Source organism: Mesorhizobium sp. B2-3-2 (genome assembly GCF_006442295.1).
In the GTDB taxonomy this organism is placed as follows: domain Bacteria; phylum Pseudomonadota; class Alphaproteobacteria; order Rhizobiales; family Rhizobiaceae; genus Mesorhizobium.
Map to the genome: position 1 here is coordinate 326,033 of NZ_VFWA01000001.1, position 19,069 is coordinate 345,101.

Sequence of the window (19,069 nt, forward strand, 5' to 3'; positions counted from 1 at the left end):
CGCGGCCAGTCCCCCGGAAAAGCGCTTCGGCTCGATCCCGGCTCAGGCCTGGCGTGACGATTTGTAGACGTTGACGCCGAGTTCGCGAATCTTCTTGCGCAGCGTGTTGCGGTTGAGCCCCAGCAGTTCCGCGGCTTTGATCTGGTTGCCGCGCGTCGCGGTCATCGAGGCCAACACCAGCGGATATTCGACCTCCGAGAGAATGCGCTGGTAGAGGCCGGCAGGCGGCAATTCGCCGGCAAACGAGGTGAAATAGCGCTGCAGGAAATGCTCGACCGCCTGGCCGATGGACAGGTCGTCGGGAATGAGGTTGCCGCCGCCCGGCACCACCGGGCGTTCGCCGGTCTTCAGTTCCGCCTCGATGATCTCGGCGGAGATTTCGTCCTGTGAATAGAGCGCGGCGAGCCTGCGGACCAGGTTTTCCAGTTCGCGCACATTGCCCGGCCAGGGATAGCGCTTCATCAATTCGATGCCGCCCGACGAGATACGCTTGGTCTGGAGACCCTCCATCTCGCCGAGCTTGAAGAAGTGCCGGACGAGGTCCGGCACGTCCTCGGAGCGCTCGCGCAGTGCCGGCAGCCTGAGGGGCACGACATTGAGGCGATAGAAAAGATCCTCGCGGAAGAGCCCCTGGTTGATCAGCGTGCGCAAATCCTTGTTGGTGGCGGCGACGATGCGCACGTCGGTCTTGATCGGCGTGCGGCCGCCGACCGTCGTGTACTCGCCCTGCTGAAGGACGCGCAGCAGGCGCGTCTGCGCTTCCATCGGCATGTCGCCGATCTCGTCAAGGAACAGCGTGCCGCCTTCGGCCTGTTCGAAACGGCCGGTTGAGCGGTTCTGCGCGCCGGTGAAGGCGCCCTTCTCATGGCCGAACAGTTCCGATTCGATCAGGTCGCGCGGGATGGCCGCCATATTGATGGCAACGAAAGGGCCGCCACGGCGGCGGCCATATTCGTGCAGCGCACGCGCCACCAGCTCCTTGCCGGTGCCCGACTCGCCCGAAATCATCACCGTCAGGTCGGTCTGCATCATGCGCGCCAGCATGCGATAGATGTCCTGCATGGCGGCCGAGCGGCCGACCAGCGGCATCGTCTCGGGCTGCTCTTCCGGCCGCGCGTCGATCTTGGGGCGCCGCGGCTCCGACAGCGCCCGGTTGACGATGTTGAGGAGCTCGGTGAGGTCGAAGGGCTTCGGCAGATATTCGTAGGCGCCGGTCTCGGAGGCACGGATCGCCGTCATGAACGTGTTCTGGGCACTCATGACGATGACTGGCAGCTCCGGCCGCGCCTTCTTGATGCGCGGCAGCATGTCGAAGGCGTTCTCGTCCGGCATCACCACGTCGGTGATGACGAGATCGCCCTCACCCGCCGCCACCCAGCGCCACAGCGTCGAGGCATTGGAAGTCACGCGCACCTCGTGGCCGACACGCGAAAGGGCCTGGTTGAGGACCGTACGGATCGCCGCATCGTCGTCGGCGACGAGAATATTGCCGCGAACGGTCATTTGCGGTCTCCTTCAGCGTCTTCATCGGCGCCGAGCGCCGTTTCCTTCCAGGCCGGCATCAGGATGCGGAACATCGTCGCGCGCGGCGTCGATTCGCATTCGATGATGCCGCCATGCTCACCAACGATCTTGGCCACCAGCGCGAGGCCCAGTCCCGAGCCGTTCGGCTTGGTGGTGATGAAGGGATCGAACAGGATCGGCAGGATATCCTCCGAGACGCCGGAACCGTTGTCGCGCACGCAGAACTCGAGCGGCAGCGACACGCGGTCCTGGGTGCCTGGAACCGAAACGCGAATGCCCGGCCGGAAGGCCGTCGACAGGACGATTTCACCTTGGGGATCGCCGCCGATCGCCTCGGCGGCGTTCTTGACCAGATTGAGGAACACCTGGATGAGCTGGTCGCGGTTGGCGAAAACCGGAGGCAATGAAGGATCATAATCCTCCAATATCTTGATTTTTTTCGCAAAACCGTTCTTGGCGATCGCCTTCACATGGTCGAGCACGACATGGATGTTGACGGGGTAACGGTCGATCGGCCGCTCGTCGGAAAACACCTCCATGCGATCGACCAGCGAAACGATGCGGTCGGTCTCGTCGGTGATCAGCCGCGTCAGCGCGCGATCCTCGTCGGAAGCGGACAGTTCAAGCAGCTGGGCAGCGCCCCTGATGCCGGAGAGCGGGTTCTTGATCTCGTGAGCCAGCATCGCCGCCAGACCGGTCACCGAGCGCGCCGCGCCGCGATGTGTCATCTGCCGGTCGATCTTGTCGGCCATCGACCGTTCCTGGAACATCACCACGACGGAGCCTGGAAACTCCGGCACCGGGGCGACATAGAGATCGACCACCTTCTCGATGCCGAGACGCGGAGACGACACGTCGACGCGGTACTCGTTGACGGGGGCCCGGCGCTCGCGCACCTGGTCGACCAGCGTCAGCAACGGGCTGCCGAAGGGGATGAGCTTTGACAGCGTGTTACGGGCGAGCATCGTCGCGCTCGAGCGGAAGAAGTCTTCCGCATCGGCGTTGGCGAAGGTGATGAACCCCTCCGGGCTGATCATGATCACCGGACGGCGGATGGTGTTGAGCACGATCTGGGCGGCATCCGCCATTTCCGGGCTCTGGCCGACGGAGGCGTTCATGCGGCGCTCCGCAAGGGTGTTTGCTCGGCGGCCGAAAACACCTCGCGAAGCAAGGTGATCGTTCGCGCGGGATCGAACGACGTGAGAATGGCCTTGCGCTTTTCGTCGGCGACGGCGCCGGCATGGCGGTCCAGATACCAGCCGAGGTGCTTGCGCGCCTGGCGCAGGCCGCTTTCGACGCCGTAGAGCGCTAGCATGTCCTCGTAGTGGGCAATGATGTAGTCGGCCAGTTCCGCAGCGCTTTCCGGCAGATGGGCAAGCTCGCCCGCCGCCGCGGCCGCGATGGTTCCGGCGGCCCAGGGCGCGCCGTAGTGGGCGCGGCCGACCATCACCGCATCCGCGCCGGACTGCTCCAGAACAGCGGCTGCTTGCGCAGGCGAAGACACATCGCCATTGGCGACGACCGGGATCGACACGGCAGCCTTGACGCGTGCGATGGCGCGCCAATCAGCCTTGCCCTGGTAGAACTGGCAGCGCGTGCGGCCGTGCACCGTTACCATCTTCACGCCCGCCTGCTCGGCACGGCGCGCCAGGTCAGGTGCGTTGAGCGCAGTTTCGTCCCAGCCGAGCCGCATCTTCAGCGTCACCGGCACACCGACCGCGCCGACCACGGCGTCGACCAGCGACAGTGCATGATCGAGGTTCTGCATCAGTGCCGAACCGGCATAGCCGCCGGTCACCTTCTTGGCGGGGCAACCCATATTGATGTCGATGATATCGGCGCCCTCGCCGGCGGCGATGCGCGCGCCCTCGGCCATGTGTGCCGCCTCGCGGCCGGCAAGCTGCACCATATGGACGGGCAGGCCGGAATGACGTATGCGCAGGTCGCAGCCGGCCCTGCCTTTAGCGAGCTCGCCGCTTGCCACCATTTCGGACACGACCAGGCCGGCGCCATGCGCATGGGCGCGCCGCCGGAACGGCTCGTCGGTAATTCCCGACATCGGCGCGAGGAACACGCGATTGCGGATACTCACGCCGCCGACATCGAGAGGTGCGGCCAATTTGGTCAGGTCAAGCATGCACAAAAACCAAGCATGTTCATTTGCTGCACATTCTCTAGCCATATCGGCCGCAATGTGCAACGCGGAATGACGCCACATTAAGGCGCAATTGGGAAATGCCGAGCTCGGCTGCAGTCCCGAGCATAGCGCCGCGCCTTACACGGACACGCAATGGACGTTTTAGGACTTCATGTTCGCCTACGATCTCTCCGAAAACCGATTACACTTTTGGGGATCGTGCGCTAAGCCAATCGGCATGACTGACGCGAGCGAAAATCAGGTTTTGGAGGCGGACGGCAAGGTCGCGGTGGTTATTGTTGCGGCCGGCCGCGGCGCGCGTGCCGGACAGGCCGACGGCCCGAAGCAATATCAGCAGATCGGCGGTCGCGCCGTCATCGCCCACGTCATCGATATTTTCCTGGCGCATCCGCGTATCGGCCCGCTCGTCGTGGCTATTCACGCCGAGGATCATGACCTTTTTCGACATGCGGTCGGCGTGCACGCCGATCGCGTCACGGCAATTGCGGGTGGCCCCACCCGGCAAGATTCGGTTCGGCTCGGCCTGCTGGCGCTGAGAAGCCACGCACCGGACAAGGTTCTCATCCACGACGCGGCGCGCCCCTTCGTCGACGCGGATCTGATCGACCGCACGATCGCAGCCATCGGCGAGCGCGAAGGCGCGCTCCCGGCGCTGCCCGTTGCCGACACGCTCAAACGCGAATCCGCCGCCGGCATGGTCGCTGAAACAGTGTCCCGGAGCGGGCTTCACGCAGCGCAAACGCCGCAGGGTTTTCCATTCCTGGCGATCATGGCGATGCATGAGGAAGCCTATAACAGCGGCAAAACCGACTTTACCGACGACGCCGCGATCGCCGAGTGGATGCAGATGCCGGTCAAACTCGTTCCCGGCTCGCCGGACAATGTCAAACTCACCTGGGCACGGGACATCGCCATGGCGGACCAACGGCTTTCCAGCGAGCGCATGCGCTTTCCCGATATCAGAACCGGCAATGGCTACGACGTCCACGCGTTCGTGCCTGGCGACCACGTCACGCTATGCGGCATCCCCATCCCGCACGACAAGAAACTGTCCGGCCATTCCGATGCCGATGTCGGGCTCCATGCCCTTACCGATGCGCTGCTGGCGACCTGCGGCGCCGGCGATATCGGCACGCATTTCCCGCCCTCCGACCCGCAATGGAAGGGCGCTGCCTCGCGGCTGTTCGTCGAACATGCGGCAAAGCTGGTACGCGCGCGCGGCGGGCGCATCGCCAATGCCGACATCACGCTGATCTGCGAGGCGCCACGCGTCGGCCCGCATCGTGAGGCGATGACGGCTGCCCTGTCGCAGATGCTGGCGATTTCCGCCGACCGCATCTCGATCAAGGCGACAACCAACGAGAAGCTCGGTTTCGTCGGACGCGAGGAAGGCATAGCGGCGATCGCGACGGCGAGCGTTGTGTTTCCCGGCGAGGTGCCGGAATGAGCAACCGCGAACTGGCAAACGCATTGCTGCAAGCCTGCCGGAAGCGCGGCATCATGCTTGCGACGGCAGAAAGCTGCACCGGCGGCATGATCATCGCCGCGCTGACCGACATCGCCGGTTCGTCCTCTGTGGTCGATCGCGGCTTCGTCACCTATTCCAATGAAGCCAAGATGGACATGCTCGGGGTTTCCGCCGCCACGCTGGAGGCTCATGGCGCGGTTTCACGCGAGACCGCACTGGAGATGGCGGCCGGCGCGCTGGCCCATTCGCGTGCCAGGCTGTCCCTAGCGGTCACCGGCGTTGCCGGACCGGGCGGTGGCTCGCCGGAGAAACCGGTCGGCCTCGTCTGGTTCGGGCTGGCGCTGGCAGGTCGGCCGGTTATCGCCGAGCGCCAGCTCTTTGCAGACAAGGGCCGCGATTTCATTCGCCAGGAGACCGTCAGCCATGCACTTAAGCTGGGATTGCACGCGCTTGGGCATGCTCACGCCGGTTTTGCACCGTAGATGACATCAGCACGCTTCTCGAACGCCTCGGAAAACATGCGGAAAGCACGGTCGAACATCGTGCCCATCAGGGCGCCGAGGATGCGGCTCTTGAACTCGTAATCGATGAAGAAGCAGACGGCGCAGCCGCCGTCGGCAGGGTCGAATCGCCAGACATTGGTCAGATATTTGAACGGACCGTCGATGTATTTGACGTCGATCGCGCGTTCGTCGGGCTTCAGCAGCACCTGCGTCGTGAAGGTCTCGCGGATCGCCTTGTAGCCGATGCTCATATCGGCAACGAGGATGGTACGCCCGTCACGCTCCTTGCGCGAGCGCACCGTAAGCGCCTCGCAAAGCGGCAGGAATTGCGGATAAGCTTCGATGTCGGCGACCAGGGCAAACATCTGTTCCGGCGTGTGGGCAACGCGGCGGGTGGCTTCGAATTTCGGCATGAACCCAACTCTAAAGCGCGTCGCGTCGACACAGACTCATGCGACGCGCTTTGGAGTCTTTGTTCTCGTGCATGTCGTTCTCCCAAAACCCGAGGTCACTTTGGGCGACATGCATCAGAGCGATTTCTGGAGCTGCGCTTCGCGCGCGGCGCGCAGCCTGGCGAAGTCGTCGCCGGCATGGTGCGAGGAGCGGGTCAGCGGGCTCGACGCCACCAGCAGGAAGCCCTTGGTCCGGCCGATCGTCTCGAAGGACTTGAACTCCTCCGGGGTGACGAAGCGGATCACCGGGTGGTGCTTTTTCGATGGTTGCAGATACTGGCCGATGGTCATGAAGTCGACGTTGGCTGAACGCAGATCGTCCATCAGCTGCAGGATTTCGTTTCGCTCCTCGCCCAGTCCAACCATGATGCCGGACTTGGTAAAGATCGAAGGGTCGAGCTCCTTGACCCGCTGCAAAAGCCTGATCGAATGGAAATAGCGGGCGCCTGGGCGGACCGTCAGGTAGTTCGACGGCACGGTTTCCAAATTGTGATTGAACACGTCCGGCTTGGCGGCCACGACGATCTCCAGGGCGCCGTCCTTGCGCAGGAAATCAGGCGTCAGGATCTCGATCGTGGTCGAGGGCGTCGCCGCGCGGATCGCACGGATGACGTCGGCGAAATGCTGTGCGCCGCCATCGGCGAGGTCGTCGCGGTCGACAGAGGTGATGACGACGTGGCTGAGGCCCATCTGCTTGACCGCGTGGGCGACGCGGGCCGGCTCATCCGGATCGAGCGCGGTCGGGATGCCGGTGGCGACATTGCAGAAGGCGCAGGCGCGCGTGCAGATCTCGCCCATGATCATGAAAGTGGCGTGCTTCTTCTCCCAGCACTCGCCGATGTTCGGGCAGCCGGCCTCCTCGCAGACCGTTACCAACTTATGCGATTTCACGATCTCGCGGGTTTCGGCATAGCCTTTCGATACCGGCGCCTTGACGCGGATCCAGTCAGGCTTGCGCAGCACGTCCTGGTCGGGCTTGTGCGCCTTCTCGGGATGGCGCAGCCGCGGCGCATTGGCAATCGTGTCGAGGACGGTGACCATCGGAACCCTGGTTTCTTTGCGATCGCCGCCGGCGATCGTCACTTACACGTCATCTAGGACTTTTCAGCACAAAGAAAAAGGCTGCGGCGGAACATGCCGCCACAACCGTTTTCGCATGGCGGAAACGATACCGACTAACGGCGCACCAGACGCCCGGCCCAGATCAACAGGCAGGCGCCGATGAAACCGGTGATCAGGTAGGCGGTCCAGCCGACGCCAAACACGCCGATGTTCAAGGCACGCAGGATCGCATTCAGTACCACTGCGCCGGCAATGCCCAAGATGATGTTCATCAAGACGCCGGTATTGCTCTTCATGACCATTTCGGCAAACCAGCCCGCCAGGCCGCCGATGATGATGGCTGCGATCCAGCCCACGCCATTCACGTCCATATGCCCTCTCCTTGCTTGAGAAAAAACGCATCCGGAAACGAACTAACTTGCCGTCGAGCTCCTGCGGCTTTCGCACCTGAGTCTCGTGCGGCCAATCTATCATGCGTTCAACGCTCGGCCATAGGCGTCGAGTACGCTTTCCTTCATCATCTCCGACAGGGTCGGGTGCGGGAAGATCGTATGCATCAGTTCTTCCTCGGTCGTCTCGAGGTTCATCGCCACGACAAAACCCTGGATCAGCTCGGTCACTTCGGCGCCTACCATGTGGGCGCCGAGCAGTTGGCCGGCGTTCTTGTCGAAGATGGTCTTGATGAAGCCCTGGTCCTCGCCAAGCGCGATGGCCTTGCCGTTGGCGGCGAACTGAAAGCGGCCGACCCTGATATCCTTGCCCTCGGCCCTGGCTTTCGCTTCCGTCAGGCCGACCGAAGCGACCTGCGGATTGCAATAGGTGCAGCCAGGGATCTTCAGCTTGTCGATGGCGTGCACGCCGGGGAAGTTGGCGATCTTCTCGATGCAGACGACGCCTTCATGCTCGGCCTTGTGGGCGAGCATGGGCGGGCCTGCGACATCGCCGATGGCATAGATGCCGGGCACATTGGTCTTGCCGTAGCCGTCGACGACGACGCAGCCGCGCTCCGTCTTTACGCCAAGCGTCTCCAGGCCGAGGCCCTCGATGTTGCCTTGCACACCGACGGCCGAGATCATGCGGTCGGCCGTGATCTTCTCCACCTTGCCGTCCTTCATCTCGACATGCGCAGTGATGGAGTTGGCACCCTTCTCGACCTTGGTCACCTTGGCTTGGAGGATGATCTTCATGCCTTGCTTCTCGAACTGCTTCTGGGCGAATTTCGACACCTCGGCGTCCTCTACAGGCATTACCGCCGGCAGCAGTTCGACGACGGTCACGTCGGCGCCCATGGTGCGGTAGAACGAGGCGAATTCGATGCCGATGGCGCCCGAACCCATCACCAGCAGCGACTTCGGCATTTCCTTGGGTACCATGGCCTCGAAATAGGTCCAGATCAGCTTGCCGTCCGGCTCGATGCCCGGCAGCGCCCGCGGCCGGGCGCCGGTCGCCAGTATGATGTGCTTGGCGGTGTAGGTGCCCTCGCCCTTGACGCCTTTCGGCACAGGCGGCTGCGGCTCCATCGGCTTCTTGGCCGTCTTGGAGACGACGATCTCGCCCGGTTTTGTCAGCTTGGCCTCGCCCCAGATGACGTCGACCTTGTTCTTCTTCATCAGGAAGGCGACGCCGCCATTGAGCCGCAGCGAAACCTTGCGCGAGCGGTCGACGACGGCCGACGTGTCCACGCTGACCTTGCCGTCGAGTTTCAGCCCATAGTCCTTCAGATGATCCGAATAATGCATGATCTCGGCCGAACGCAGCAACGCCTTGGTCGGAATGCAGCCCCAGTTCAGGCAGATGCCGCCAAGATGCTCGCGCTCGACGATCGCCGTCTTGAAACCGAGCTGCGCGGAACGTACCGCGGTGACATAGCCGCCGGGACCGGAGCCGATAATGATGACGTCGTAGTTCTCAGCCACGATTTTCTCCTTCAATCACAATTCCAGCATGACGCGCACGAGCGGCGTCAACGCCTCGCCGATGTTTCGGGTATTTTCGGCATCGAGATGGACGCCGTCGAGCGGCGTGGTCTGGGCCACCGTGCCCGCATCGAAGAAGCCGCAGCCGGCCTCATCGGCAAGCGCGGAATATTGCGGCGCAAGCTGCTTGGAGGCATCGTCGCCGCCGGCAAACATCGCCTTGAACTCGGCATCTTCGGTGCGACTGACGAGAGGCGGTGAAACGATGAGGATCTGCGGCGGCGGCCAGTCGAACGGATAGTCGTGGCCGCGCACGATGTCGATCAGGCGCTGGATGCCTTGTTTGGCCGCAACGGGATTGCCGTGGATCCAGGGCTTCATGTCGTTGGCGCCGAGCATGATGACGATGAGGTCGATCGGCGCATGCGTGGTCAGCACCGTCGGCAGCGTTCTTGCGCCATTGCGGTCGGCGCCTGCCAGGTGATCGTCGAACGCCGTTGTGCGGCCATTCAGCCCCTCGGCAATGACATGCACGCCGTCACCTAGTCCGGTCTGCAGCACGCTAGGCCAGCGATCCTCCAGCGCATGACGGCCACCCTCGGCATTGTAGCCCCAGGTCAGCGAGTCGCCGTAGCAAAGAACCGTCTTCATCGTGCTCAACCCGCCCTTGCGAGGGTGTATTCTTCCTCGGCATTGGTGACGACGGCGAATTCCTGCGCCTCCAAGCCGCCGGCGAAGAAGCCGGTGAAGAATTTCCGCACCGCCTTGTTCTTCCTACACCAGCATGCCCATCGGGTTCTCGATCAGCTTCTTGAAGGCGACCAGCAGTTCAGCGCCGAGCGCGCCGTCTACCGCGCGGTGGTCGGTCGACAGCGTCACCGACATCACCGTGGCGATTTTGATCTCGCCGTTCTTGACCACCGCCCGCTCCTCGCCGGCGCCCACCGCCAGGATCGTCGCATGCGGCGGGTTGATGACGGCGGCAAAGTCCTTGATGCCGAACATGCCAAGGTTCGACACCGCCGTAGTGCCGCCCTGATACTCCTCCGGCTTCAGCTTGCGGCTGCGCGCGCGGCTGGCCAGGTCCTTCATTTCGTTGGAGATCACCGACAGCGTCTTTTCATCCGCCTTGCGGATGATCGGCGTGATCAGGCCGCCGGGGATCGACACGGCGACGCCGACATCGGCATGCCTGTGCTTGACCATGGCGCTCTCGGTCCACGAGGCATTGGCATCCGGCACCGCCTTCAGGGCCATGGCCATCGCCTTGATCACCATGTCGTTGACCGAGAGCTTGTAGGCGGGCGCCTCGCCCTTGTCGGTCTTCTTTACCGGTGCGGCCGCATTGAGCTGCGTGCGCAGCGAAAGCAGCGCATCGAGTTCGCAGTCGAGCGTCAGGTAGAAATGCGGTATGGTGGTCTTGGCCTCGACCAGCCGGCGCGCAATGGTCTTGCGCATGTTGTCGTGCGGGACGAGTTCATAGGAGCCTTCCTCGAACAGCTTCAGCACCTGATCGTCCGACATCGCCTTTACCGGCGCGGGAGCAGCGGCCGGCGCGCCAGCCGGACCTTTGGCAGCGGGTGCCGCCTTGGCGCCGCCGCCGGCGATAGCGGCATCGACATCGGCCTTCACCACCCGGCCGTGCGGGCCGGTGCCGGTCACGGCAGACACATCGACGCCCGCCTCTTTGGCAATACGGCGCGCGAGCGGCGAAGCGAAGGTGCGCCCTTCCGAGGATTGGCCGAGTTCCCCCCTTGTGGGGGAGATGGCCGGCAGGCCGGAGGGGGGCGCCTCGCGCTGAGAGGACGGCGGGACAGCGCCCCCCTCTGTCGGCTTCGCCGACATCTCCCCCACTTGGGGGGAGATTGGCGCCTTCTCCGGCTTGGCCTCCGCTTTCGCCGGTGCGGCATCGCCATCGCTTTTCGCCGCGGCACTTGCGTCCTCACCCTCGGCGGCAAGCACGGCGATCAGCGCATTGACCTTGACGCCTTCGGTGCCGGCGGGAACGACCAGTTTCGCCACCGTGCCTTCATCGACGGCTTCGACTTCCATCGTGGCCTTGTCGGTCTCGATCTCGGCAATGACATCGCCGGGCGAAACCTTGTCGCCCTCCTTCACGAGCCACTTCGACAGATTGCCCTCTTCCATGGTGGGCGAGAGGGCCGGCATGGTGATGTTGATTGGCATTGTGTCCTCCCGCCCGGTTCAGCGATATGAGACGGCTTTGACGGCCTCGATGACCTCGCCGACATTCGGCAAAGCCAGCTTTTCGAGATTGGCCGCATAGGGCATCGGCACGTCCTTGCCAGCAATGGTGATGACCGGCGCGTCGAGGAAATCGAAGGCTCGCTGCGATACCTGGTTGGCGATATGGTCGCCGACCGAGTTCTGCGGGAAGCCTTCTTCCACCACGACCAGCCGGTTGGTCTTCTTCACCGAGGCGATGATGGTGTCGAAGTCGAGCGGACGGATGGTCCTGAGATCGATGATCTCTGCGTCGATGCCCATGCCGCGCAGTTCCGCTTCGGCCTTGACCGCGTAGGTCATGCCAATGCCGAAGGAGACGATGGTGACGTCCTTGCCTGACTTATGGATGCGCGCCTTGCCGATCGGCAGCACGAAATCGTCCAGCTTCGGCACGTCGAAGGACTGGCCGTAGAGGATTTCGTTTTCGAGGAAGATGACCGGGTTCGGATCGCGGATCGCCGCCTTGAGCAGGCCCTTGGCGTCGGCGGCGGTATAAGGCATCACCACCTTCAGGCCCGGTATATGGCTGTACCAGGCGGCGTAGCATTGCGAATGCTGGGCGGCGACGCGAGCCGCAGCACCGTTCGGCCCGCGGAAAACGATCGGCGCGCCCATCTGTCCGCCGGACATGTAGAGCGTCTTGGCGGCCGAGTTGATGATCTGGTCGATCGCCTGCATGGCGAAGTTGAAGGTCATGAATTCGACGATCGGCTTCAGGCCGGCCATCGCCGCGCCGACCCCGACGCCGGCAAAGCCGTGCTCGGTGATCGGCGTGTCGACGACGCGACGCGGTCCGAACTCCTGCAGCAGGCCTTGGGTGATCTTGTAGGCGCCCTGGTACTCGGCAACCTCCTCGCCCATGACGAAGACATCGCCGTCGCGGCGCATTTCCTCCGCCATGGCATCGCGCAGCGCTTCGCGCACCGTGGTCGAGACCATCTCGGTACCGGCAGGAATGTCAGGATCGGCGGCGACTTCCGTCTTCGGCGCGGCCGCCACGGGTGCCGCCGCCTCGCTCTTGGCCGCCGCGGGCGCCGGCGACGGCGCCGCTGCTTCAGCCTTTGCGGGCTCTTCACCGATGCCTTCGCCGGCCTTGTCGACGTCTTCGCCATCCACGGCCAGCACGGCGATCACCGCGTTGACTTTGACGCCTTCGGTGCCGGCGGGAACCACGATCTTGGCAAGCGTGCCCTCATCGACAGCTTCAACCTCCATCGTCGCCTTGTCGGTTTCGATCTCGGCGATGACGTCGCCGGCGACCACCTTGTCGCCCTCGTTCTTCAACCATTTGGAAAGATTGCCCTCTTCCATGGTCGGCGAAAGGGCGGGCATGAGAATTTCGATCGGCATGTCCTTGCCCTCCCGTTACAATACGATGTCGGTCCAGAGCTCGGACGGATCCGGCTCGGCGTCGTGCTGGGCAAACTCGGCGGCATCGGCGACGACGTCGCGAACCTCCTTGTCGATGGTCTTCAATTCGTCTTCGCTTGCCCACTTCTTCTGGATCAGCCGCGCCTTGACCTGCTCGATGGGGTCATGCTCGGAGCGCATCTTCTGCACTTCTTCCTTGGAGCGGTATTTCGCCGGGTCGGACATCGAATGGCCGCGATAGCGATAGGTTTGCATTTCGAGGATCAGCGGCCCATTGCCGGCACGGCACCATTCGGTGGCGAGATCGCCGGCGGCTTTGACCGCACGCACGTCCATGCCGTCGACTTGGATGCCGGGAATCTTGAACGAGGCGCCGCGATTAGAGAAGTCGGTCTCCGCCGAGGAGCGCGATACCGAGGTGCCCATGGCATAGCGGTTGTTCTCGATGATGTAGATCACCGGCAGCTTCCACAGCGAAGCCATGTTGAAGCTTTCGTAGACCTGGCCCTGGTTGGCGGCCCCGTCGCCGAAATAGGTCAGCGTGACATTGTTGTTGCCGCGATAGCGGTTGGCGAAGGCCAAGCCCGTGCCGAGCGAGACCTGGGCGCCGACGATGCCGTGACCGCCGTAGAAATGCTTTTCCTTGGAGAACATGTGCATGGAGCCGCCCTTGCCCTTCGACAGGCCGCCTCGGCGGCCGGTCAGTTCGGCCATGACGCCACGCGGCGACAGTTCCATCGCCAGCATATGACCGTGATCGCGGTAGGCGGTGATCATCTGGTCACCGTCGACCAGCGCCATCTTCATACCGGTGACGACCGCTTCCTGACCGATGTAGAGATGGCAGAAGCCGCCGATGAAGCCCATGCCGTAAAGCTGGCCGGCCTTTTCCTCGAAGCGACGAATAAGCAGCATGTGCCGGTAGGCGGCAAGCTCCTCGTCCTTGGTGAATTCCACTGGTTTGGGCGCGGAAAGGCCCGATTTGCCGTCGGATTTCGACTTGGCAGGCGCTTTCCTGGCTGCGGTTGCCATGCATCACTCCCTGTTGGCGTCTCTTCGCGGACATTTCGAGCAAGATGAAATCTGCTCGAGCAAGATGAAATCTGCTCAGGGGAGATCAGCTCTCCCCACCGATTTTGGGGAGGCTAACACGTGAGAACGTGTTCCGCCATGTCGAAATTGCATAGCTGGCATGCGACTAAGCAATTAGAATCATTGAAAATATTGGTGATTAACCTGATATTGGTTACTTTGCCGAGACCGGCAGCATGATGGTGATCTCGTCGGCCTGGGATAAATTCAGCGCCTTACGCGCCTGCTCGTCGAGCATGTCCTTCTCCAGCGTCCCGTCGTGCATCAGCTTGACGCGCCGTTCCAGCTCCATCCTGCGCGCCTTGATCGCATCGAGCTGGGCCTGCAGGGCAACAGTCTCGGCCTCCAACTGGTATTTCGAATTGATGCCGAACTCGCCGTGATAGGCATGGAAGCCGAAATAGGCCAGGAACACCGCGCAGAGCGAGGGGATGATCAGCCGGCCGGTGTTTCTCTGTTTGTGCTGACGCGTCCACATCGTCCGTTCCCTCGCAGTCGCGAACTCAGGCGACCACGGTCTTTTTCGCTCCATTGTGCTTAACGGACGGTTACGGATGACGCGTCCACAGGCGCTCCAACGAAAAAGGGCGGGAATTCCCGCCCCTCACCGCCATCCCTGTGTCCGATGCTTCGGCTCAGCCCTTCAACATCGACTTGCCGGCGTAGCGCGCCTGCTTGCCGAGTTCTTCCTCGATGCGGATGAGCTGGTTGTATTTGGCCATGCGGTCGGAGCGTGACAGCGATCCGGTCTTGATCTGCCCGCAATTGGTAGCGACGGCGAGATCGGCGATGGTCGAATCCTCGGTCTCGCCCGAGCGATGCGACATGACGGCGGTGTAGCCGGCCTTGTGCGCGGTCTCGACGGCATCGAGCGTCTCGGTCAGCGAGCCGATCTGGTTGACCTTGACCAGGATCGAATTGGCGACCCCCATGCGGATGCCGTCGCGCAGGCGCGCAGTGTTGGTGACGAAGAGATCATCGCCGACGAGCTGCGTCTTCTTGCCGATCAGGTCGGTCAGATATTTCCAGCCTTCCCAGTCATCCTCGGCAAGGCCGTCCTCGATCGAAATGATCGGATAATCGGCGGCGAGCTTGGCCAGGTATTTCGCCTGCGCCTTTGGGTCGCGTGTCTTCTTCTCGCCTTCATAGACGTAGTTGCCGTCCTTGAAGAATTCAGTTGCGGCGCAATCGAGGCCGAGCGCGATCTCCTCGCCCGGCTTGAAGCCGGCCTGCTCGATCGATTCCATGATGAAATCCAGCGCCACCGGCGCGCTCTTCAGGTTCGGGGCAAAGCCGCCTTCATCGCCGACATTGGTGTTGTGGCCGGCGTCCTTCAGCTTCTTCCTCAGCGTGTGGAACACCTCCGAACCCCAGCGCACGCCTTCGCGCAGGGTCGGCGCACCGACGGGCAGGATCATGAATTCCTGGAAATCGATCGGGTTATCGGCATGGGCGCCGCCATTGATTATGTTCATCATCGGTACCGGCAGCAGATGCGCCTTGGTGCCGCCAACATAACGATAGAGCGGCAGGCCGGCGGCTTCGGCCGCGGCCTTAGCCACCGCCAGCGACACGCCAAGAATAGCGTTGGCGCCGAGCCGGCTCTTGTTGGGCGTGCCGTCGAGTTCGATCATGGTCTGGTCGATGTGTATCTGGTTTTCGGCTTCCATGCCGCCGATTGCCTCGAACAGTTCGCCATTGACCGCCTCGACGGCCCGCAGCACGCCCTTGCCGAGATAGCGGGCGCCGCCGTCGCGCAGTTCGACGGCTTCATGCGCTCCGGTCGAAGCTCCAGACGGCACGGCCGCGCGGCCCATCGAACCGTCTTCGAGCACGACATCGACCTCGACGGTCGGATTTCCACGGCTGTCCAGGATTTCACGCCCGACAATGTCGATGATGGCGGTCATTGCGATGTCCCCGATTGATCTGACGAAACGTCGCGCCCGTCTTAGCCAAAGCGGCGCAAAAGGCAATCGGGCCACCGGCAATTATTGCCGCCGGCGAGATTCACGAAGCGCAAATTCCTGTCATCATAAGTCATGCGCCATGGGGTGGCCGCCGGTCTATGATGGCGGTTGCGCGGGGCGAAACAGGAGGAGTTTCGCCATGTCCGAGTTGAGCGGTATCGTGAGTTTGTTCCTGATCGCGGCGGCGTTCCTGACGTCCTGCGACAACCAGCAGCCTCCACAGGGCGCGGTGCAACTGTCGACCCTCCGCAGCGCGGAGTAGGCACGGCAGGCGATCATGTAAAAGGCCCCCGCTGCGTTTGCGGGGGCCTTTTCACGTCAGGCTGGCCGGTCAGTGCCAGTAAGGCTCGACCTTGTAGTAATTGTAGGAGGCGTCACGTGCGGCCTCGCCATCGGCGCCCGTCAGTTCGTTGATCGAATAGGCGGGAGCGGCTTTCAGCTGGTCCTTGGAGAATGGCACGACATAGCCGCCCCGATCCTCATCGTAGTCCAAACTCGCCCATGGGATGGCGTGATATTTTTCACCCATGCCGAGAAAGCCGCCAAAACCGATCACAGCGAACATGATGCCGTTGGACAGCTTGTCGAGCATGACGTCCTCGATGCTGCCGATCTTCGTGCCTTCGGTATTATAGACGGATGTGCCGATAACCCGCGAAGCAGCGATAGCCTCTGTGTGTCCTGCCTGGGTTGTCATGATGTGCTCCTCATTGTCGTTGCTCTGGACTTTCACAATGAGGGGCGAGATCGAAGGTTCCCGACTTTTCCGCCGGTCTGTTCGAGTTTTTCCGCCTGTATGAAGGTGACTTCTCGCTGACGTGGCAGGCCGATGCCTTGCCCACCTCGGCGACAACCTTCAACTGCGCCGGGTCAGCGGGCCTTCGCCACCCGGTCGAACGCCATCAACCTTTCCAGAAGTGCCGGCATGTCCTTCAGCGGCACCATGTTCGGTCCGTCGGACGAGGTCGAATTATCCGGATCCTGGTGGGTCTCGATGAAGACGCCGGCAACGCCGACAGCGACAGCCGCGCGGGCCAAGGTTTCGACAAAGCGACGTTCGCCGCCGGAGGAACCGCCCTGCCCGCCCGGCTGCTGGACCGAATGCGTGGCGTCGAAAATAACAGGCGCGCCGATGTCGGCCATAATGGGCAGGGCCCGCATGTCGGAGACAAGCGTGTTGTAGCCGAACGAGGCGCCGCGCTCGGTGGTCAAGACATTGGCGTTGCCGGAGCCGGTGATCTTGGCCACCACGTTCTTCATGTCCCAGGGCGCGAGGAACTGTCCCTTCTTGACGTTAATCACCTTGCCTGTCCTTGCGGCGGCAACCAGCATGTCGGTCTGACGCGACAGGAAGGCCGGGATCTGCAGCACGTCGACATGTGGCGCAACGATGGCGCACTGTTCCTCGGTGTGGACGTCGGTCAGAACCGGCAAGGAGAATTCCTTGCGCAACTCGTCGAAGACCGGGAGCGCCGCTTCCATACCGGCACCTCGCGTTGCCGACAGGGAGGTGCGGTTGGCTTTGTCGTAGCTGGTCTTGTAGACGAGGCCTATGCCCAACTTGCCTGTCAATTCCTTCAGCGCGCCGGCCATGTCGAAGGCATGCTGGCGTGATTCAAACTGGCAAGGGCCGGCGATCAGCGACAGCGGTGCTGCGTTGTCGAAGACGACATTGCCGACGGTTACCGATGAATTGGGCGCCAAGGCGTTGCTCATTGTATCTCCCGAAAGATGAAGGCCGCGCCCTGCCCGGATGCCGGCTGCACGACGATATCATTGCCCGACATATCGTATCTGATGGAATTGGCTGCAAGCAGACCTGCCGCGACAGCGGCACGCTGAACCGAAAAGACGACTGCCGCGAAGCGGAGTTGCGTCGGCTTACCGGCGGGCACGCCAAAGCGTGCCGTGAAAGAGGCCGGGTCGAGCACAGTCAAGATAGCGTTAGGTAGACGAAAAATGGAGGCGCGCGCGTCAGCCGTCGGATCGTTTGCTGCCACGGAAATCAGCCGGCGCTGCTCGGCGGGCTCGTCGCTGAGCGCCACGATCTCGACGATTCCCGTGGCACCGTTGGCGTGAGCCTGCAGCGCTGTGCGGTCCACTTCCGGCGCGTTGACGCGCTGGCAAGCGAACAGGAACGCATCGGTTGAACCCCCTGCCGACGCGAAGGCCAGTTTGAATGACGCCATATCGCTTTTGCCGGAGGCATCGGTGAAGGCGCGCGAAAAGCCCAGCATGTCCCCGCCCGACAGGCTCGCATCGACATAGCGTGCATGGTCCGCATCGGCGTCATCCGTGGCCAGGACCACGGCGGAAAAACCTTCATTGCCATTGCGGTCACGATAGAGCCGGTCGCGCGCGACGAAGACATTGCCCTGGCCGGCGGCCTTCATCGCGGCCTGGTCATCGCCGACAGCCAGCGGTTCCAGATAGGTGCCGTCCGCAAGGAAGACGCAGCAATTTTCTGTACCGAATGGATGGATGCCTGTCGGCGCGACGATGAAGCCGAGGGCCGTTAGCCGCGCCCGCGCCACTCCCAGGCTCGAGGTCGGCAGCACCAGATGGTCGAGCGGATGAGTGCCTGTGGGTAGTGTTTGGATCATGCCAGCGCGGTGTGCATCATTCCGCAAAAGGGTTCAAGAGTATCGGATCAGCTCCCCGCCACCACATCGGCGGAATAACGCAATTCACGCAATGGTTTGACCCTGCTGGTGGTCTGCGCATAGAGCGGATGCGCCTTGTAGGCGGCCAATGCGGCGGCATCCGTGAACTCGGCATAGACGACCACGTCGATTTCATCCGACAGCGGATCGACCTTGGTGTTCAGAGTCACCTCGAACAGGCTGGAATGGGGAATGCCGCCGAGCGCCAGCAGCCCAGAGCGCACTGCCTCCACATCCTCGTCACGCCGCGCGCTGAAGAAAACGATATGCCGGATCAACCCCGCCTCCTCGATCAAAAATCCGGGGTCTTTTGTGACGACGAAGCCGTCAGGTCAACCGTTCAGGGTGCCGCGCGTCCTTGCGACGCGCCCGGGATGCATGAGACCTGAACGGGAACTAGGCCTTGCCGGTGACGTAACGCACCACGTGAGAGACATTCCTCACCGTCATATCGAGGTACCGGCCCTGGTTGTAGAGACCGTCCCAGATCAGGAAAAACGCAACGGCGGCGATGACGATGACATAACGCATGGCTAATCTATCGCATAAGCTTGGCTGTGCTCATAGACGTTTCCGCCAGGCAAAGACGGGATCCGTGTCGACCCTCGTCCGGTATGTGAGCTCTCGGCACCTGGAACTGGCA

The 19,069-nt window shown here is 62.7% G+C and carries 21 protein-coding genes; 3 read left to right on the forward strand and 18 right to left on the reverse strand.

Features of this window, described 5'->3' with window-relative positions; translation table 11 throughout:
• Positions 1-42 precede the first annotated feature (42 nt).
• The 3 genes from ntrC to dusB are packed head-to-tail and all read right to left on the reverse strand — an operon-like array spanning position 43 to position 3,661.
• A complete protein-coding gene (gene ntrC / locus FJ964_RS01540) occupies positions 43-1,503 on the reverse strand; it encodes a nitrogen regulation protein NR(I) (RefSeq protein ID WP_140515418.1) in 1,461 nt (486 codons plus the stop codon).
• Positions 1,500-2,642: a nitrogen regulation protein NR(II) gene (locus FJ964_RS01545; protein WP_140548581.1), complete on the reverse strand. Its 1,143-nt coding sequence runs from the start codon at positions 2,640-2,642 to the stop codon at positions 1,500-1,502. The genes ntrC and FJ964_RS01545 overlap by 4 nt, the downstream gene beginning before the upstream one ends.
• Positions 2,639-3,661: a tRNA dihydrouridine synthase DusB gene (gene dusB / locus FJ964_RS01550; protein ID WP_140548583.1), complete on the reverse strand. Its 1,023-nt coding sequence runs from the start codon at positions 3,659-3,661 to the stop codon at positions 2,639-2,641. The genes FJ964_RS01545 and dusB overlap by 4 nt, the downstream gene beginning before the upstream one ends.
• 238 nt (positions 3,662-3,899) lie before the next feature.
• On the opposite strand from dusB, the gene FJ964_RS01555 reads away from it, so the two are divergent.
• Both FJ964_RS01555 and FJ964_RS01560 read left to right on the forward strand, forming a co-directional pair.
• A complete protein-coding gene (locus FJ964_RS01555) occupies positions 3,900-5,129 on the forward strand; it encodes a bifunctional 2-C-methyl-D-erythritol 4-phosphate cytidylyltransferase/2-C-methyl-D-erythritol 2,4-cyclodiphosphate synthase (protein WP_140548585.1) in 1,230 nt (409 codons plus the stop codon).
• A complete protein-coding gene (locus FJ964_RS01560; protein ID WP_140548587.1) occupies positions 5,126-5,632 on the forward strand; it encodes a CinA family protein in 507 nt (168 codons plus the stop codon). The genes FJ964_RS01555 and FJ964_RS01560 overlap by 4 nt, the downstream gene beginning before the upstream one ends.
• Here FJ964_RS01560 and FJ964_RS01565 read toward each other — a convergent pair.
• The 10 genes from FJ964_RS01565 to eno form a co-directional block, all read right to left on the reverse strand.
• Entirely contained in the window at positions 5,611-6,066 is a 456-nt protein-coding gene (locus FJ964_RS01565) for a type II toxin-antitoxin system RatA family toxin (protein ID WP_140548589.1), read from the reverse strand. The genes FJ964_RS01560 and FJ964_RS01565 overlap by 22 nt on opposite strands.
• Positions 6,067-6,180: 114 nt before the next feature.
• A complete protein-coding gene (lipA, locus tag FJ964_RS01570; protein WP_140549367.1) occupies positions 6,181-7,146 on the reverse strand; it encodes a lipoyl synthase in 966 nt (321 codons plus the stop codon).
• 134 nt (positions 7,147-7,280) lie between these two features.
• A complete protein-coding gene (locus tag FJ964_RS01575) occupies positions 7,281-7,538 on the reverse strand; it encodes a GlsB/YeaQ/YmgE family stress response membrane protein (RefSeq protein WP_140498561.1) in 258 nt (85 codons plus the stop codon).
• Between the two features lie 99 nt (positions 7,539-7,637).
• Positions 7,638-9,083 (reverse strand): dihydrolipoyl dehydrogenase, encoded by a 1,446-nt coding sequence (gene lpdA / locus FJ964_RS01580; RefSeq protein ID WP_140548591.1) that lies wholly within the window; start codon positions 9,081-9,083, stop codon positions 7,638-7,640.
• A 15-nt stretch (positions 9,084-9,098) separates the two neighbouring features.
• On the reverse strand, positions 9,099-9,734 hold the full coding sequence (locus FJ964_RS01585; protein ID WP_140548593.1) for an SGNH/GDSL hydrolase family protein: 636 nt from the start codon (positions 9,732-9,734) through the stop codon (positions 9,099-9,101).
• A 123-nt stretch (positions 9,735-9,857) separates the two neighbouring features.
• Complete coding sequence (locus tag FJ964_RS01590) at positions 9,858-11,270, reverse strand: pyruvate dehydrogenase complex dihydrolipoamide acetyltransferase (protein WP_140548595.1); 1,413 nt, start codon at positions 11,268-11,270, stop codon at positions 9,858-9,860.
• A gap of 18 nt (positions 11,271-11,288) precedes the next feature.
• Complete coding sequence (locus FJ964_RS01595) at positions 11,289-12,680, reverse strand: pyruvate dehydrogenase complex E1 component subunit beta (RefSeq protein WP_140548597.1); 1,392 nt, start codon at positions 12,678-12,680, stop codon at positions 11,289-11,291.
• A gap of 15 nt (positions 12,681-12,695) precedes the next feature.
• Positions 12,696-13,733 carry a pyruvate dehydrogenase (acetyl-transferring) E1 component subunit alpha gene (pdhA, locus tag FJ964_RS01600; protein WP_140548599.1) on the reverse strand — a complete coding sequence of 346 codons (1,038 nt, stop codon included), beginning with the start codon at positions 13,731-13,733 and terminating at the stop codon, positions 12,696-12,698.
• 214 nt (positions 13,734-13,947) lie between these two features.
• A complete protein-coding gene (locus tag FJ964_RS01605; RefSeq protein WP_140501344.1) occupies positions 13,948-14,271 on the reverse strand; it encodes a septum formation initiator family protein in 324 nt (107 codons plus the stop codon).
• A gap of 157 nt (positions 14,272-14,428) precedes the next feature.
• Positions 14,429-15,703, reverse strand: coding sequence for a phosphopyruvate hydratase (gene eno, locus FJ964_RS01610; RefSeq protein ID WP_140501342.1), 1,275 nt, complete (start codon positions 15,701-15,703; stop codon positions 14,429-14,431).
• A gap of 199 nt (positions 15,704-15,902) precedes the next feature.
• On the opposite strand from eno, the gene FJ964_RS31650 reads away from it, so the two are divergent.
• Entirely contained in the window at positions 15,903-16,025 is a 123-nt protein-coding gene (locus tag FJ964_RS31650) for a hypothetical protein (RefSeq protein ID WP_263483006.1), read from the forward strand.
• A 69-nt stretch (positions 16,026-16,094) separates the two neighbouring features.
• Here FJ964_RS31650 and FJ964_RS01615 read toward each other — a convergent pair whose 3' ends face one another.
• The 5 genes from FJ964_RS01615 to FJ964_RS31655 form a co-directional block, all read right to left on the reverse strand.
• Positions 16,095-16,460 (reverse strand): PRC-barrel domain-containing protein, encoded by a 366-nt coding sequence (locus FJ964_RS01615; RefSeq protein ID WP_140501340.1) that lies wholly within the window; start codon positions 16,458-16,460, stop codon positions 16,095-16,097.
• A 173-nt stretch (positions 16,461-16,633) separates the two neighbouring features.
• Positions 16,634-17,479: a 3-deoxy-8-phosphooctulonate synthase gene (gene kdsA, locus FJ964_RS01620; protein WP_140548601.1), complete on the reverse strand. Its 846-nt coding sequence runs from the start codon at positions 17,477-17,479 to the stop codon at positions 16,634-16,636.
• Complete coding sequence (locus tag FJ964_RS01625; protein ID WP_140548603.1) at positions 17,476-18,366, reverse strand: VOC family protein; 891 nt, start codon at positions 18,364-18,366, stop codon at positions 17,476-17,478. The genes kdsA and FJ964_RS01625 overlap by 4 nt, the downstream gene beginning before the upstream one ends.
• Positions 18,367-18,413: 47 nt before the next feature.
• Complete coding sequence (locus FJ964_RS01630; protein WP_140548605.1) at positions 18,414-18,704, reverse strand: Dabb family protein; 291 nt, start codon at positions 18,702-18,704, stop codon at positions 18,414-18,416.
• 118 nt (positions 18,705-18,822) lie between these two features.
• On the reverse strand, positions 18,823-18,957 hold the full coding sequence (locus FJ964_RS31655; RefSeq protein WP_263486323.1) for a hypothetical protein: 135 nt from the start codon (positions 18,955-18,957) through the stop codon (positions 18,823-18,825).
• Positions 18,958-19,069: the final 112 nt, after the last annotated feature.

Coding starts and splice junctions, on each gene's coding strand:
- ntrC (WP_140515418.1), bottom strand. CDS start 1,503: ATGACCGTTCGCGGCAATATTCTCGTCGCCGACGACGATGCGGCGATC.
- FJ964_RS01545 (WP_140548581.1), bottom strand. CDS start 2,642: ATGAACGCCTCCGTCGGCCAGAGCCCGGAAATGGCGGATGCCGCCCAG.
- dusB (WP_140548583.1), bottom strand. CDS start 3,661: ATGCTTGACCTGACCAAATTGGCCGCACCTCTCGATGTCGGCGGCGTG.
- FJ964_RS01555 (WP_140548585.1), top strand. CDS start 3,900: ATGACTGACGCGAGCGAAAATCAGGTTTTGGAGGCGGACGGCAAGGTC.
- FJ964_RS01560 (WP_140548587.1), top strand. CDS start 5,126: ATGAGCAACCGCGAACTGGCAAACGCATTGCTGCAAGCCTGCCGGAAG.
- FJ964_RS01565 (WP_140548589.1), bottom strand. CDS start 6,066: ATGCCGAAATTCGAAGCCACCCGCCGCGTTGCCCACACGCCGGAACAG.
- lipA (WP_140549367.1), bottom strand. CDS start 7,146: ATGGTCACCGTCCTCGACACGATTGCCAATGCGCCGCGGCTGCGCCAT.
- FJ964_RS01575 (WP_140498561.1), bottom strand. CDS start 7,538: ATGGACGTGAATGGCGTGGGCTGGATCGCAGCCATCATCATCGGCGGC.
- FJ964_RS01585 (WP_140548593.1), bottom strand. CDS start 9,734: ATGAAGACGGTTCTTTGCTACGGCGACTCGCTGACCTGGGGCTACAAT.
- FJ964_RS01590 (WP_140548595.1), bottom strand. CDS start 11,270: ATGCCAATCAACATCACCATGCCGGCCCTCTCGCCCACCATGGAAGAG.
- FJ964_RS01595 (WP_140548597.1), bottom strand. CDS start 12,680: ATGCCGATCGAAATTCTCATGCCCGCCCTTTCGCCGACCATGGAAGAG.
- pdhA (WP_140548599.1), bottom strand. CDS start 13,733: ATGGCAACCGCAGCCAGGAAAGCGCCTGCCAAGTCGAAATCCGACGGC.
- FJ964_RS01605 (WP_140501344.1), bottom strand. CDS start 14,271: ATGTGGACGCGTCAGCACAAACAGAGAAACACCGGCCGGCTGATCATC.
- eno (WP_140501342.1), bottom strand. CDS start 15,703: ATGACCGCCATCATCGACATTGTCGGGCGTGAAATCCTGGACAGCCGT.
- FJ964_RS31650 (WP_263483006.1), top strand. CDS start 15,903: ATGTCCGAGTTGAGCGGTATCGTGAGTTTGTTCCTGATCGCGGCGGCG.
- FJ964_RS01615 (WP_140501340.1), bottom strand. CDS start 16,460: ATGACAACCCAGGCAGGACACACAGAGGCTATCGCTGCTTCGCGGGTT.
- kdsA (WP_140548601.1), bottom strand. CDS start 17,479: ATGAGCAACGCCTTGGCGCCCAATTCATCGGTAACCGTCGGCAATGTC.
- FJ964_RS01625 (WP_140548603.1), bottom strand. CDS start 18,366: ATGATCCAAACACTACCCACAGGCACTCATCCGCTCGACCATCTGGTG.
- FJ964_RS31655 (WP_263486323.1), bottom strand. CDS start 18,957: ATGCGTTATGTCATCGTCATCGCCGCCGTTGCGTTTTTCCTGATCTGG.